This is a genomic window from Tenacibaculum sp. nBUS_03 (assembly GCF_051201695.1).
Lineage (GTDB): Bacteria > Bacteroidota > Bacteroidia > Flavobacteriales > Flavobacteriaceae > Polaribacter.
This window is the reverse complement of the sequence record NZ_CP179214.1, coordinates 3,318,830-3,334,258: the sequence shown is the minus strand read 5'-3', so window position 1 is coordinate 3,334,258 and position 15,429 is coordinate 3,318,830. Positions and strand designations below refer to the sequence as shown.

Sequence of the window (15,429 nt, the reverse complement as noted above, 5' to 3'; positions counted from 1 at the left end):
CCTTATGCTGATTTTTGGGTCTTTAAATCAAATTAACAAAGAAGACAAAAAATCCGTTGCAAGGTTACTATGTTTTACAATTAATGAAACATCGGTAGTTTTTTTTCGTTTTTATGTCTAAACTAACATTTCATACACATGAAAAAACTATTTATTTTTTTTGTATTATTTTGGTCTATACAAATTTTTTCTCAGTCATATCCTTTTAAAATAACGGGAAAAATACAAACAAAAAAGGAAAAACAGGCTATTGAAGCTGCTACTGTTCATCTAGAAAAAATCAAAGACAGTAGCGTTGTTTCCTATACTATTTCTGATGACAAGGGTGTTTTCTCTCTAGAAGGAAAATCATTTCATAAAAACCTAAAACTGTTTGTATCATTTGTTGGGATGAAAGATTACTCTAAATTAATCTCCCTTGACAAAAAATCACTTTATAACCTTGGTAATATCTCTTTAGATGAAGAAGGAACTCTTCTTAATGAGGTAGTAATAAAATCAAGAGCTCCTATTACAGTTAAAAAAGACACTTTAGAATTTAATGTAAAATCTTTCAAAACAAAAAAAGATGCTAACGTGGAAGATTTATTAAAAAAACTTCCTGGTGTTGAAGTAGATGAAGCTGGTAAAATTACTGTAAACGGAAAACCTGTTAATAAAATATTAGTAAATGGAAAACCTTTTTTTGGAAATGACCCTACAATTACTACTAAAAACTTAACAAAGGAAATTATAGAAAAAGTTCAAATTACTGATACTAAATCAAAATCAGACGCTTTTAGTGGTGGTAAAGGAGATGCGAATAATAAAACAATTAACCTTACCATAAAAAAGGAAAATAATAAAGGGTGGTTTGGTAGAATTACAGCAGGGGCAGGAACTGATAGTCGTTATGAAGGTGCTACTATGATTAACCGTTTCAATAATGATAGAAGAGTAAGTGTATTAGCCAGTGCAAATAATATTAATTCACCTGGATTTAGTTTTGGAGAAATTCAAAAAATGTTTGGAGGAGGTAACACATGGTACAGTAGTAATGGGTCTTTCAGTGTAAACGGAAGACGTTTTGGAGGAGGACAAGGAATTGTTAAATCTAAAACCGCAGGAGCTACCTATGCTGACACTTACAAAAAAGGATTGGATGTAAACCTAAATTATTTTTATTCTGGGAGTTCTTCTAATAATGATTCTAAAAGAAATAGAGAAAACATATTACCTGATGGGAGTCGATATTTCTCTAGCACAAACTCTTCTACGTTTGATGAAAATGACAATCATAACATAGATGCTGAATTTGATATAGAAATCGACTCAACATTTTTAATCAATATAGCTCCAAGGTTTATAAAAAATGATAGAGAAGGTACTTATAACAGCCTTCAACAATCTTTTGATAACAACCAAATACTAACCAATAAATCTTCTATAAATTCAAGGTCTATATCAAATGCAAACAACTTTGAAAATGATATTGATATTACTAAACGATTAAACAGTAAAGGCTCTTTTATTAAAGCTTCTATCACTAACCAAATTGATAAAGCGACTACAGAAAACTTCAACATTTCAAAAACAGAAATTTTTGGTAGCTCTCCATCTGTTGAAGATAGAAACCAATTTAGTGATATTACAAACAATTTGAACAGCTACAGAACAAGTGTAAGTTATCGATATGCATTAATTTCAAAAAAACTATTTTTAGACTTCGAATATCGTTACAGAAAAAATGAACGTGAAAATATTAATAATACTTTTAATTTTAATAGTACAACTAATCAATATTCCAACTTCGACACAGATTTAAGTTCTAATTTTAAATCTAATGACATTACCAAAACTCCTTCTTTGGGTATAGCCTATAAAGTAAAAAAATGGCGTTTTGACTTTGAAGCTGGGTATGTAAACAGAACATTAGAAAATACTGATAAATTAAGACCTAATTTAAACTTAAAAAAAGATTTTAACGCTTTAAAAGTTAAAAGTACATTTATATATCGTTTTGACTCAAAAGCATCAATCTATCTTAATTATAATTTGGAAAACGATGCTCCTTCAATTCGTCAATTGCAACCTTTTAAAGATGTCAGCAACCCCCTAAATATTGTCACAGGTAACCCATCACTGAAACCAATAAAAAGACACAGAATGTATTTTAACTTTAATAAATACAATTGGCAACAAAGAACAGGATTATTTATCTATTTCGGCGGTGATTTGGTAAACAATCAAGTAGTTTCTAAGAGTACTATTGATGCAAATTTTGTTAGAAATACAACTTATGAAAATGTAAATGGTGCATATAACATTTGGGGCGGTGGTTCATATAGCAAACAAATAAAGTTAGATTCTATTTCTACTATCAAACTAAGGCTTGGTACTTATTTTAATGGAAATAGAAATGTAAACTTCTTTAATGATATTCAATACAAATCAACTACAACTTCAATTCAACCAAACATTACTTTTACTTTTGAGTGGAATAAAATAATAAGTATTGAGCCTAGATACACAATATCGCTATCAAAAACAACATTTGATATTGATAACTTTAACAATTTAAACTTTACAAGACACAATCTAAACATTAGGACAAAAACAAATTTTCCAAAAAAACTTGAGTGGAGAAATGATATTAGGTATAATTACAATCCTAATGTAGTAGGATTTAACAAATCAGCTTGGTTTTGGAACTCTACATTAGCATACTCCCTAATGAAAGACAAAGGAACTATAACCTTAAAAGCCTATGATTTATTAAATCAAAATAACAATGTTAGGAGAACCTCTAATTCAAACTATATAGAAGACTCTGAGAGTACTGTACTTCAACAATATTTTTTGTTAGGTTTTAGCTGGAAATTTAATAGTTTAGGCAAAAAAGGAAAAATTAAAGACTACAATTATAGTTTTTAAAAAGTTTAAAAAAGCTGAGTCGTCCAAAAATAGGTTGACACAAAATCATCTTAATTTAGAACGGAACACAAAATCAAAAAAAAGCCATTATGAAATATAATGGCTTTTTTAATAAAATTCCTTTTTGTTGCAAGCTATGTTATCAAAAAACGACTATCCCATTACTATTTTGTAAATTAGCAAAAAGAAATTCACCCACCATGGAAATTAGAAGTATTAAGGACCTCAAAGACATAGATCTTCCTTTAGAACTAAATATTAGTTTTAAAAAGGTTTTTGAGATATTTCAAAAATACGCAGATATAACATCTAAGCATCATCCCTTTCATGAATCTGCCAAAATAATGACTCAAAAAATAGAAGAAACTCCTGAGTTAATTAATGGCTTCACCGATTTTTCTCTCTTAAAAAAGCATGAAAACACAATTAATCACCTTTTAGACGCTCTATTTCCTGAAATATTATCAAGTAACGAAATTAAATTAGCTACTGTTCCTTTTTCTTTTACCACTTTTAAATATACCAAACGATTTAAAGATATATTAGACAATGCTGGTGACAACTACGAATTAAAAGTTCGAAATTTCGAAGACGATGTAATGTACATCTATGCGTGTACACTTATCTTAGGAACCGTATATAATTATCCTGTAGATTTAAAAAGACCATTCTTTTTTGATATCCCTGACAAAAAAATGGGAGTAACTAAACATTATCGTGTAGCTTTTAATGGAGATTTCATGGAGATTTATCCCTCTAAAAATGCTCCCGAAATAACAGAAGAAGACATCAAAATATTATTAGACAATTTTGATAATATTCATATTTGGAGAGAAAAATTCCCTCCTAATTCATATATTTTCAAAGGTTTTGGTATTATGAATTTATTTGATGTAACTGCCGACGAAACATTAAGTTCTATTAGAACCAACTTACTTCAAAAAGATGATGGAAGTATTGTGGAAAGATTACAAAAAAATCTGGGTGAGTTTTACACCATTAAAGATTTAAAAGTAGGATTTTCAGTCTATGATGTAAGTAATATTGAAGTAGAACCTCCTAGAGTAAAAATTTCTGAAAGTATTTTAATTGAAAATGGAACCGTAATAACTTGCAAAGATTTTTTTTGTGATTATGTAATCTCTAAAATTTTCAATAAAAATGAAGAAATAGTAATTTCTGATATTGAACAATACGGAATGAAGTCAGGTGAAAGTAATTTTTACCAAAAACTAAAAGAAAAAAATATAGGAAGTATTATTCTAATTCCAATAAAAACATCTACCAATAGAGATCTTGTTTTACTTGAAATTGCTTCACCAAGACCTTATGAATTAAATTCAGTAAATAAACAAAAATTAAAAGATATAATTCCTGTTTTTAAAGCAGCAGCTGAAAGAAACTCTGAAGAATTTTTAAATACTTTAGAAGCTACCATTCAGGAACATTATACTTCAATTCATCCTTCTGTAAAATGGAGATTTTATGAAGCTGCCGAAAAATATCAAAATGTCTTATTCACTAAGCAAGAAGAAGCTAAAATTGAACAAATTGTTTTTGAAAACGTATATCCTTTATACGGACAAATAGATGTTAAAGGTTCTTCTATAGCTAGAAACACAGCAATTAAAGAAGACTTAACAACTCAGTTAACACTAGCCATAAACGTATTAAATAAAGCTTGTTCTTCTGAAAACCTGCCTATATACGATGAGTTAACATTTAGGGTAAAAGAATACCTAGAAGAGGTAAAAAAGGGGTTAAAAGCTGGTGATGAAATAGGAATTTTAGATTTTCTTAAAAAAGATATTTATCCAGTTTTTAACCATGTAAAAGAAATTAACGTTCAACTTAGTGAGCTTGTAAAAACCTATACAAGTAGTTTAGATAATAACCTTCATGTTGTATATGATAAACGAAAAGCGTATGAACAAAGTGTTACAAAACTTAATGATAAACTAGCAACGTTTATTGACACCAAACAAGAAGAAGCTCAAAAAATGTTCCCTCACTATTTTGAACGTTATAAAACTGACGGTGTTGAATACAATATGTACATTGGGCAAGCATTAACAAAACAAAAAAAGTTTGACAAACTTTATCTGTACAACCTTAGGTTATGGCAACTACAAACTATGTGTGAAATGGAAAACCTTGCTAACATAACGAGAAAAACATTGACGCATGATTTAGAAGTTGCTTCATTAATTTTAGTTCACAATAATTCGTTAGCTATAAAGTTTAGAATGGATGAAAAACAATTTGATGTTGACGGTGCTTATAATATTCGTTATGAAATAATAAAAAAACGAATTGACAAGGCTCATATAAAAAACACTAATAACAGGTTAACTGTACCTGGTAAAATAGCTATCGTTTACTCACAAGATAAAGATGCTAGAGAATACCTTAAATACATAAAATATCTACAATCGAAAAATCAACTTGGAGCCCTAGAAGAACTAGAATTAGAAGACCTTCAAGGAGTATCTGGCTTAAAAGCTATTCGAGTTGAGGTAATTTATCAAAATGATTTCACTTCAGAAAAAACAATAACTATAGATCAGCTTTTACACGATTATAAACAATAGTATTTACAATTGGGTAGAGCCACTTTGCAGATAAAAAGCTATTGCAAAAGCTACTACACTTACAATAATCCCAATCATAAATACCGTATATGTTGTTCTTAATATACTGTATTTTCTATTTAGTACTAAACCTAAAAAATATAAATCTTTAGTAAGTGACCCATATAAATAATCTCGATCTTTCAACATCTCATCCATTGCCCATTCAAATTCGGGCAAACTCATTTTATGAAAATTACCAAAAAATATTAAATTTACTTTTTTGTTCGCTACATCTTCCTTAGAAAACTTACCTTCAGTAACATTAGGTCGTGTTGCAAGAATAGATAGAATAATTGAAATTACTGTGAAAATTATAAAAACAATAGATGGTACTAATAAGTAACTATTTGATGGATTATCTAATTTAGGAATCAAAGTAGACAATGTCATGGAAATAATAATAGCATTTACCGATAATAAAATATTAGCTTTCGTATCAGCAATATCACTTAACGTAATATGATTTCTTAGTGCTACTCTAAACATTGTTTCAATACCTCGTTCAGGTAAATCTATTTTATTTTTTTTTAGGGTTAACTCTTCTTTTTTTTGTTTAACTTTCACTAGCTCTTGCTTGGTTTTCTTCAACCCCTTTAACAGTTGTGCTAAGTTTTTACCTTTCTGTTTTTCCCAAATTTGAATCGCTTTAACTGAATAATATTTATGATCTTGAGTCAAAAATTTAATATTGTTAGTTATCCAATCAACATCTGTAAACTCTAATCCTTTTGTTAATTCTAATTCTTTTCGAAGTAATTCAGAAAACTCATCATAATTCTTACTACCTAGGTGAGAACAATCAGCATCTTTTACTATTTTTTCGAGTATACTAAGAGGTACTGCTTCCATTTTTGTTGCTAAAATAATACGAGTAACCTCATCTATTATTTCCTCGCTTCCTTCTTTCTTTAAAAATTCAGAGGCTATTTTTACACTTTCTTCTTCATGGTTATTTAGACCTACTGTATACCCTGTATCATGAAACCAAGCTGCAACAAGAACTATTTCTGTATCTTTTTCATTAAGTAACTCTAAAGCAGCCAACTCTTTTGACTTCTCTACCACACGTTGTGTATGAGCTATATTGTGATATACAAATTTCTTTTTTAAACCAGTGTTTAAAAAATTTATCACATAACTTTCTACTTTTTCTAATAAATTACTCATGAATTTGCTACTTTTAGAATGTAAAAATAACCAAACTTTGGCACAATAAATAATTGTAAGGAACTAGCTCCTATATCGACTATTAAATACCTTAAAACATAAAATATGCTTACTTGGAAAAACATTATCAGTTTCACCACAAACGGAAATCCTATTCCAACTAAAAGAATAGAAAAAACAAATGAAGAATGGAAAGAATTATTATCTCCTGAAGAATATACTATAACGCGTTTAAAAGGAACCGAACGCCCTTTTAGCGGAGAATTTTGCTCGTCTTTTACTGAAGGTAAATACAATTGTACTTGCTGTAATTCTCCTTTGTTTGACTCTAGTATAAAATTTGACTCAAGCTCAGGGTGGCCAAGCTTCACTCAACCTGTACAAGAAAATGCAGTTAAATATCATAAAGACACTACGCTTGGCATGATACGGGTAGAAATTTTATGCAACACATGTGATGCCCACTTAGGACATGTTTTTCCTGACGGGCCAGAACCTAGTGGATTACGTTATTGTGTAAACTCATTAAGTATTAAATTAGAAAATAATGACTAAACAGTTAGCAACATTAGGAGGTGGATGTTTCTGGTGTACCGAAGCTATTTTTCAAAAAATAAAAGGCGTAGAGAAAGTAGTTTCTGGATATGCTGGAGGTACTGCTCCAGGAAAACCAACCTATAGAGAAATTTGCTCTGGCTTAACAGGGCATGCCGAAGTTATTCAGTTTATGTTTGATCCGGCAATAATATCATATGCAGAGATCATCACTATTTTTATGACTACTCATGACCCTACATCTTTAAATAGACAAGGAGCCGATGTGGGAACTCAGTATCGATCTGTTATTTTTTATCATAACTCAGAACAAAAAGAAATAGCCACTGAAGTGATACAGCAATTGCAAACTTATTTTGAAGAAACTATAGTTACAGAAATTAGTGAAATTCCTACTTTTTATGAAGCTACTGAAGATCATCAAGATTACTACAATCAAAATAGACAACAAGGGTATTGTAATTTTGTAATCACTCCTAAGTTAAGTAGACTTAGAAAACTATATGCTGATAAATTAAAATAAGCAATGATTGTTAAATTATACGGAGCTCAAAGGTGCCATAAAACAAAATATTACCAAGAATTTTTTCTTAGTAAGGATATTGAGTTTATTTTTTTAGATGTTGAAAAAAATAGTAAACATGCTGAAGAGCTCCGTAAATTATATGAAAACCAAAAATTGAATTTCCCCACTATTACAATTGGAGAAAAAAAACTCAGAAACCCATCAGATGAAGAACTAAATAAATGGATTGATAAACTTACATAAACGCTCAAAAAACAAATAAGGGTTCTCTTTTTTTATTTCACTAATTTAGTTGACCTTCATAAAAATCAAAAACATCAACCTCAAATTAGAATTTAAGTTATGAAAAAACTATTTCTTGACGATATCAGAACCATTGAAATGGTGTATAATAAATCTGTGGAATGTGAATTTGATATTGTTAGAACCTATGAAGATTTTGTAACCTATATTACTGTTAATGGACTACCTAACTTTATTAGTTTTGATAATGACCTTGGCCTTGACTCTAATGGAAAAATCGCTCCAGATGGCTTAGCAGCAGCTAAATGGCTTGTCTATGACTCTGGATTAAATTTAACAAACCTACAATTTAAAGTTCACTCAGCAAACCCTGTAGCTGCGGAACAAATAAGAGGTCTTTTAACAAATTATATTAATTTTTTAAACAAATTAACCCCGTAAAATATCTATTTGTTATTTAGTAACTTTGTCAATAAACCTAAAAAGTATTTAGTATATAACGCTATGCAATTAAACCTAGATAACACTTTTACTAACGAACTTCCTTCTGATAAAAATCTAGAAAACAGCCGAAGACAAGTAGTAGACGCTTGCTTTTCCTATGTAACTCCTAAAAAAACTACGAACCCATCGTTAGTTCATGTTTCTGATGAAATGTTAACTGAGCTAGGAATTACAAAAGAGGACTCAAAAACAGACAATTTTTTACAAATTTTTACAGGAAATAAGGTCTTAAAAAATACACATCCGTATGCGATGTGCTATGGGGGACATCAGTTTGGAAACTGGGCAGGACAACTAGGTGATGGTAGAGCTATTAATTTATTTGAAATACTTCATAAAAATAAACGATGGGCGCTTCAGTTAAAAGGTGCCGGTGAAACTCCGTATTCAAGAACCGCAGATGGATTAGCTGTTTTACGTTCTTCCATACGAGAATATCTATGTAGTGAAGCAATGTATCATTTGGGGGTACCTACAACCAGAGCTTTAACTTTAAGTTTATCTGGTGATGAAGTTTTACGAGATGTATTATACAACGGAAATCGTGCTTTTGAAAAAGGAGCTATTGTTAGTCGGGCTGCTCCTAACTTTATTCGTTTTGGAAGCTTTGAAATCCTTTCAGCTAGGCAAAATCATACAGCTTTACAACAACTAACAGATTATACCATCAAACATTTTTACCCTGAAATAACCGCGACAGGAAAACAAAAATATCTTGAATTTTTAGCTAAAGTTCGAAATAATACAATCGAGATGATAATACATTGGCAACGCGTTGGCTTTGTTCACGGTGTTATGAATACTGATAACATGTCTATTTTAGGATTAACAATTGATTATGGACCTTATGGATGGCTAGAAGGTTTTGATTTTGGATGGACCCCAAATACAACAGACGCTCAACATAAACGGTACAGGTTTGGAAATCAATCCTACATTGGATTATGGAATTTATTTAAACTAGCGAATGCTTTATATCCGCTTATTGAAGAAGCTGAACCCTTACAACAAATTTTAGATGGTTACAATTTTCTTTTTAAAGAGCAATATGAAACTATGATGAAAAGTAAGTTAGGTTTAATTCAAAATAACGATACAGATTCCGAACTTATTGGTAAACTTGAAGAAACGTTACATTTGATAGAAACGGATATGACTATTTTTTTCAGAAATCTATCAAACATCTCAAAAGAAGATTCTTTTTCAAAAGCTATTGAAAAAATAACAGACGCTTTTTATTCCCCAATAGAATTAAAAGATGACATAAAACAACATTGGGAAACATGGTGCGCTCAATATATCGAAAGATTACAACAAGAAACTCAAACTAATGAGCAGCGAAAACAACAAATGGATACTGTAAATCCTAAATACGTATTACGTAATTATATGGCACAACTGGCAATTGATGATGCTAACAAAGGTGATTACAATTTAATTGAAGAATTTTATCAGTTATTAAAACAACCGTATAGCGAACAACCTCAACATCATAAATGGTTTTCTAAACGTCCTGAATGGGCTCGTAATAAGGTAGGTTGCTCAATGCTTTCTTGTAGTTCCTAAAAATTTGTACTTTTAAAGAAATGTTTTCTATTAATGACGCACGAGTTTAAAGAAATTATTCAACAAGCATTTCTCAATCAACAAAAAGGAATCCAAAATATATTGGCTACTGTTGTTGCTTTAGATGGTTCTTCTTACAGAAAACCTGGCGTACAAATGTTGCTTTCTTCTGACGGAAAAATAATAGGTGCTGTAAGTGGCGGTTGCGTAGAAAAAGAAGTCCAACGAAGAGCTCAAACTGTTTTTAAAACAAAAACTCCAAAAGTTATAGCTTATGACGGTAGATATCGATTAGGTTGTGAGGGTATTTTATATATTTTACTAGAACCCATTAATCTTACATCTAAATTTTTAAAAGCATTTTCCATTACTGTAGAAAAAAGAGTTCCCTTTAGCATCAATGCTCACTATAAAAAAGAAGACGACATTGAAGGTCATTTTGGATCAGTAATTCAATTTAGCAATAGTTTCTTCAACTTTTCCAATCATTTTAAACCTACGGTAAATAACCAATCTTTAGTATTTACTCAAATAATGCAACCACTTTTTCGTTTAATAATCGTTGGAGGAGAACATGATGCTGTAAAGTTATGTAAACAAGCTATAGTATTAGGTTGGGAAGTTGAAATTATAACTTCTGTAAAAGACCCAAAAAAATTATCAGATTTCCCAGGAGCAAAATCAGTTATTGCACAAACTCCAGAACTGGTTGAATTAAAACACGTAAATCAGCATACTGCTATCGTTATTATGAATCATAATTTCACCTACGATTTACGATACTTAATAAAATTACAGGAAAGTAATCCCAGTTATATTGGAATATTAGGCGCTGCTAAGAGAAGAGAAAAACTATTCAATGAATTATTTGAACTATCTCCTAATATTTCAGATATTTTTTTAGATAAAATTCACACACCTGCTGGATTAAATATTGGTGCAGTAACACCTGAGGAAATTGCATTATCTATTGTTGCTGAAATATTATCAGTTATAAGAAAAAAAGAAGTTTTTTCATTAAAAAAGATAACCGGTAAAATTCATTCTTAAAAATGAAAAATGCTATTCTTATTCTTGCCGCAGGAAGTTCTTCTCGAATGGGGAAACCCAAACAAGTACTCCCCTATAAACATACTACCTTATTAGGCTGGACAATAGAACAAGCTTTAAATTTAAAAACATCTACTGTTTATTGCATTTTAGGAGCTAACTTTGATCTTATTAGAAAAGAAATTGAAAAGTATCCTATCCAAATATTACACAATACAAACTATAAAAATGGATTAAGTTCAAGCATCGTAGCTGGGATTAAATACATACTCAATAAACAATACGATTTTGTAACGATACTTTTAGCTGATCAACCAAAAATTACTTCAACTTATATTCATGAAATGTATCATTTATCTCAAAAGGAACCTACAAAAATAATTGCTTCTAACTATGGAGATAAAACTGGAGTTCCTGCAATATTCCCTGCAAAATACTTTTATAAATTAACCCAGCTATTAGGAGACAAAGGAGCAAAAGAATTACTTAAAGATGAAGAACAAAATCTTATAAAAACACCTCCTTTTGATTTGTTGGATATTGATACTCTTGATGAGTATAAAAAGCTAACGAATTAGTAGTATTTTTGTAACTCAATAAAACTACTTATGAACGTTAGAGTTTTCCTATACCTTATTTCTTTTATCATTATAACTGGTTGTGCTACCTATAAAGCACAATACGCTAACACTAAATCTCCAAAAACCATTAAAGTGAATAAAAAGGTTTCTCACTCTTTTTATTTAATTGGAGACGCTGGTAATGCTGACTTAGGTAAGAATTTACTTTCTTTAGAGTATTTTCAGAAAGATATACAAACCGCAACAAAAAATAGTACAGCTCTTTTTTTAGGTGATAATATTTACCCAATAGGAATGCCTAAAAAAGAAGCTACTGAAAGAGCATTAGCTGAACATCGATTACAAATTCAAATAGATGCTGTAAAAAACTTTAAAGGAAAAACCATTTTTACTCCTGGTAATCATGATTGGTACAATGGCTTAAAAGGCTTAAAGCGTCAAGAAAAAATGATAGAAAAGGCTTTGGGTAAAAATTCTTTTTTACCTGAAAATGGATGTGGATTAAAAAAAGTTACTATTAATGATAATCTTACTCTTATAATTATTGATAGTAAATGGTTTATTACTGATTGGAACAACCATCCGGCTATTAATGAAAACTGTGATATTAAAACACGTGAACGATTTTTAGATGAACTATCTGGAATGTTTAAAAAAAATCGTTACAAAAATGTAGTCGTAGCAATGCATCACCCATTATATAGCAATGGTCCGCATGGTGGTAGTTTTTCTTTTAAAGACCATATGAAACCAATACCTGTTTTAGGTACTTTAAAAAATATGTTACGTTCACATGCTGGTATTGAAACTGATAACTTTAACAAAAGTTATACAGATTTTATAGAACAAATAAAAACTATTGCAGACGACTTTAAAAACAACATTGTTTTTGTTGGTGGTCATGAACACAATCTTCAATACATCGAAAATGATGGTTTTAAACAAGTCGTGAGTGGCTCAGGATCTAAACAATCACCTGCTTTAGCTGGTTATAATGCTCCTTTTACGTATGGTAATCACGGGTATGCCAAATTAAATTTTTATAGAGATGGTTCTGCTGTAATTGAATATTACGCTGCTAACTCTACTGACGATAATAAATTACTATTTAGCAAAGAAATTATAGCTCCTAAAAAAGTACAACAGACCTTTGATTATAGTGAATACAATGCTCATAAAAAAACTATAGAAACTTCTATTTATCCTTCTGAAGACACAAAAGTTAGTACTTTTCATAAATTTATGTGGGGAGACTTACATCGTGAAAAGTATGGTAAAAAAGTACGAGTTCCTATCTTAGAATTAGAAACTACTTTGGGTGGTTTAAAACCTATTAGACAAGGAGGAGGAAATCAAACAAATTCACTTCGACTTGAAAACCCTAATGGTAAACAATATGTCTTGCGTTCTATGTACAAAGACGGTAGTCGTATTATGGGAGGAATCTTAAAAGGAACTTTTTTAATAGACGTAGTTCAAGATGTTTTTACTATGTCGCATCCATATGCTGCTTTTGTTATTCCTGATATGGCAAAAGCTGTAAATATATACCACACTAACCCTAAATTATACTATATGCCTAAACAACCGGCATTAGGTAAATACAATACTATTTTTGGTGGCGGTCTGTATTTATTAGAAGAGCGCCCTGCTGGTAATAGAGACGATGTTGATAGTTTTGGTAATTCAACCAATATTATAAATACTTTTGATGTTTTAGAAAAGATTCGTAAAAATGGAAAACATTCAGTAGATCAAAAATGGGCAATTCGTTCACGTTTGTTTGATATGGTAATTGGCGATTGGGATAGACATGAAGATCAATGGCGTTGGGCTTCTTTTAAAACAGCTAATGGGAACACCTACTATCGTCCAATTCCTAGAGATAGAGACCAACCTTTTTCTAAATTTGATGGAGTTATGATTCCATTATTTCAACAGTTTGTACCTTTAGTTAGAAATATGCAAACATTTGAAAATGATATTAAAAACATGAAGTGGTATAATAATTACCCTCGTTTCTTTGATGCCGAATTTTTAAATGAATTGACCTTAAAAGACTGGTTGGCTCAGGCAGACTATATTCAAAAACACTTAACAAATGATATTATTGAAGCCTCTATAAAAAAATTACCCACCAAAATTTATGAGTTGGATGGAAAAGAAACTATCGCAAAAATAAAGTCACGAAGAGATAAGTTAAAAGAAATTGCTCGTAGATATTATAGAAAACAAGCTAAAATAGTATACATCGTAGGAACTGACAAAAAAGACAAGTTTAATATTGAACGTATAAATAATACAGATACTAAAGTAACTATTACTCGCAAAAAAAACAGTATTTACCAACGCACTTTTACTACTAAAGAAACTGACGAAATTCAAATTTATGGATTAAATGGTAATGATACTTTTACAATAACAGGAAAGGTTAACAATGGTATTTTAATTCGATTAATTGGCGGACAAGATCATGATACCTATACAGATTCTTCTTCTGTAGCTGGCTGGAGTAAAAAAACAAAAATATATGATTATAAATCTAAAAAGAACACCGTAAATGCTAGCAAGGAAACTGCGGACTTACGTTCAGACAATTATCATAGAAATACTTATAACCACCGAGATATAGAAAACAATACTACACTTGTATTTCCAAGTTTAGGTAGCAATCCAGATGATGGTTTTTTCATAGGAGCATCCTTAACACATACACGACAAGGGTTTAAAAAACGTCCATTTGCAAACCAACATTCTTTATCAGCAAACTATTTTTCAGCTATTAATGGCTTTGATATTGAGTATAATGGTGAGTTTACAGAATTTATAGGAGATTGGAGCTTAGAAATACGTGCAAAAGCAACTAGTGATAATTATTCTATTAACTTTTTTGGATGGGGTAACAACAGTACAAAAAATAAAAATTTTGATTTAGATTACTATCGTATTAAAAAAAGTGAATTAAGTTTTTCTCCAGCACTTTTAAAACGTTTTAGAGGTGGATTTGCTGTGCAATTAGCATCTTCGATAGAAGGTATTCGAGTACAAAACACACCAAATAGAAATATTAGAAATCATAATCAGAGTGCTATAAATATTTTTAATACTAATTATTTTATAGGAAGCGAACTTGGTTTTACACATAACAGAGTAGATAATGTAAGCTTCCCTACCAAAGGAATGAATTTTGAATTAGCAGTTGGAGCCAAATCAAAAATTAATGATTTTGAAAGACGTTTTGGATATATTAAATCTTCTTTAGCTATTTATCAAAACTTGGTACAAAACCGTTCGTTAGTTTTTGCTTCTGAAGTTGGTACACATATTAACATTGGTAATCGTTTTGAAATTTACCAAGCAGCTACCCTAGGTGGAGATAGAAACTTACGTGGTTTTAATCGCCAACGATTTACTGGAACTCAAAGCTTTTATCATACTAACGATTTACGTTTACGTTTTGGGGAAATTAAAACTGCATTCTTACCTTTAAAGATGGGTATTTCGGCTGGTTTTGATTACGGACGTGTTTGGAGCCCAAGAGAAATTAAAAATTCAATTTGGCACACTAGCTATGGAGGTTCTATTTGGTTAAGTGGAATTGATTTGTTTACTTTAAATATTTCTTATTTCCATGGAAACTCTAATGAAAATAGAGTTGCTTTTGGTATTGGTTTCTCTTTTTAAACATTTT

Annotated in this window: 11 protein-coding genes; 10 read left to right on the top strand and 1 reads right to left on the bottom strand. The window is 30.4% G+C overall.

Features of this window, described 5'->3' with window-relative positions; genetic code table 11:
* Nucleotides 1-138: 138 nt before the first annotated feature.
* Together ACMFBB_RS15235 and ACMFBB_RS15230 are read left to right on the top strand one after the other, a co-directional pair.
* Nucleotides 139-2,913: an outer membrane beta-barrel protein gene (locus tag ACMFBB_RS15235; RefSeq protein ID WP_435261601.1), complete on the top strand. Its 2,775-nt coding sequence runs from the start codon at nt 139-141 to the stop codon at nt 2,911-2,913.
* Nucleotides 2,914-3,113: 200 nt separating this feature from the next.
* A complete protein-coding gene (locus ACMFBB_RS15230; protein WP_435261600.1) occupies nt 3,114-5,504 on the top strand; it encodes a GAF domain-containing protein in 2,391 nt (796 codons plus the stop codon).
* 3 nt (nt 5,505-5,507) lie between these two features.
* Here the strand turns inward: ACMFBB_RS15230 and ACMFBB_RS15225 are convergent, their stop codons facing one another.
* Entirely contained in the window at nt 5,508-6,713 is a 1,206-nt protein-coding gene (locus tag ACMFBB_RS15225) for a Pycsar system effector family protein (RefSeq protein ID WP_435261599.1), read from the bottom strand.
* 105 nt (nt 6,714-6,818) lie between these two features.
* Between ACMFBB_RS15225 and msrB the strand changes: the two genes are divergently transcribed.
* From msrB to ACMFBB_RS15185, 8 genes are all read left to right on the top strand, one after another.
* On the top strand, nt 6,819-7,268 hold the full coding sequence (gene msrB / locus ACMFBB_RS15220) for a peptide-methionine (R)-S-oxide reductase MsrB (RefSeq protein ID WP_435261598.1): 450 nt from the start codon (nt 6,819-6,821) through the stop codon (nt 7,266-7,268).
* Nucleotides 7,261-7,791 carry a peptide-methionine (S)-S-oxide reductase MsrA gene (msrA, locus tag ACMFBB_RS15215; protein WP_435261597.1) on the top strand — a complete coding sequence of 177 codons (531 nt, stop codon included), beginning with the start codon at nt 7,261-7,263 and terminating at the stop codon, nt 7,789-7,791. The genes msrB and msrA overlap by 8 nt, the downstream gene beginning before the upstream one ends.
* Nucleotides 7,792-7,794: 3 nt before the next feature.
* Nucleotides 7,795-8,037 carry a glutaredoxin family protein gene (locus tag ACMFBB_RS15210; RefSeq protein ID WP_435261596.1) on the top strand — a complete coding sequence of 81 codons (243 nt, stop codon included), beginning with the start codon at nt 7,795-7,797 and terminating at the stop codon, nt 8,035-8,037.
* Nucleotides 8,038-8,136: 99 nt separating this feature from the next.
* The gene (locus ACMFBB_RS15205) at nt 8,137-8,478 is read left to right on the top strand and encodes a cyclic-phosphate processing receiver domain-containing protein (RefSeq protein WP_435261595.1); all 342 of its coding nucleotides are present in this window, start codon (nt 8,137-8,139) and stop codon (nt 8,476-8,478) included.
* A gap of 63 nt (nt 8,479-8,541) precedes the next feature.
* Entirely contained in the window at nt 8,542-10,107 is a 1,566-nt protein-coding gene (locus ACMFBB_RS15200) for a protein adenylyltransferase SelO (protein ID WP_435261594.1), read from the top strand.
* A 33-nt stretch (nt 10,108-10,140) separates the two neighbouring features.
* Entirely contained in the window at nt 10,141-11,157 is a 1,017-nt protein-coding gene (locus ACMFBB_RS15195) for an XdhC family protein (protein ID WP_435261593.1), read from the top strand.
* A 2-nt stretch (nt 11,158-11,159) separates the two neighbouring features.
* Entirely contained in the window at nt 11,160-11,735 is a 576-nt protein-coding gene (locus tag ACMFBB_RS15190; RefSeq protein ID WP_435261592.1) for a nucleotidyltransferase family protein, read from the top strand.
* 30 nt (nt 11,736-11,765) lie between these two features.
* Complete coding sequence (locus tag ACMFBB_RS15185) at nt 11,766-15,422, top strand: metallophosphoesterase (RefSeq protein WP_435261591.1); 3,657 nt, start codon at nt 11,766-11,768, stop codon at nt 15,420-15,422.
* Nucleotides 15,423-15,429: the final 7 nt, after the last annotated feature.

Coding starts and splice junctions, on each gene's coding strand:
- ACMFBB_RS15235 (WP_435261601.1), top strand. CDS start 139: ATGAAAAAACTATTTATTTTTTTTGTATTATTTTGGTCTATACAAATT.
- ACMFBB_RS15230 (WP_435261600.1), top strand. CDS start 3,114: ATGGAAATTAGAAGTATTAAGGACCTCAAAGACATAGATCTTCCTTTA.
- ACMFBB_RS15225 (WP_435261599.1), bottom strand. CDS start 6,713: ATGAGTAATTTATTAGAAAAAGTAGAAAGTTATGTGATAAATTTTTTA.
- msrB (WP_435261598.1), top strand. CDS start 6,819: ATGCTTACTTGGAAAAACATTATCAGTTTCACCACAAACGGAAATCCT.
- msrA (WP_435261597.1), top strand. CDS start 7,261: ATGACTAAACAGTTAGCAACATTAGGAGGTGGATGTTTCTGGTGTACC.
- ACMFBB_RS15210 (WP_435261596.1), top strand. CDS start 7,795: ATGATTGTTAAATTATACGGAGCTCAAAGGTGCCATAAAACAAAATAT.
- ACMFBB_RS15205 (WP_435261595.1), top strand. CDS start 8,137: ATGAAAAAACTATTTCTTGACGATATCAGAACCATTGAAATGGTGTAT.
- ACMFBB_RS15200 (WP_435261594.1), top strand. CDS start 8,542: ATGCAATTAAACCTAGATAACACTTTTACTAACGAACTTCCTTCTGAT.
- ACMFBB_RS15195 (WP_435261593.1), top strand. CDS start 10,141: ATGACGCACGAGTTTAAAGAAATTATTCAACAAGCATTTCTCAATCAA.
- ACMFBB_RS15190 (WP_435261592.1), top strand. CDS start 11,160: ATGAAAAATGCTATTCTTATTCTTGCCGCAGGAAGTTCTTCTCGAATG.
- ACMFBB_RS15185 (WP_435261591.1), top strand. CDS start 11,766: ATGAACGTTAGAGTTTTCCTATACCTTATTTCTTTTATCATTATAACT.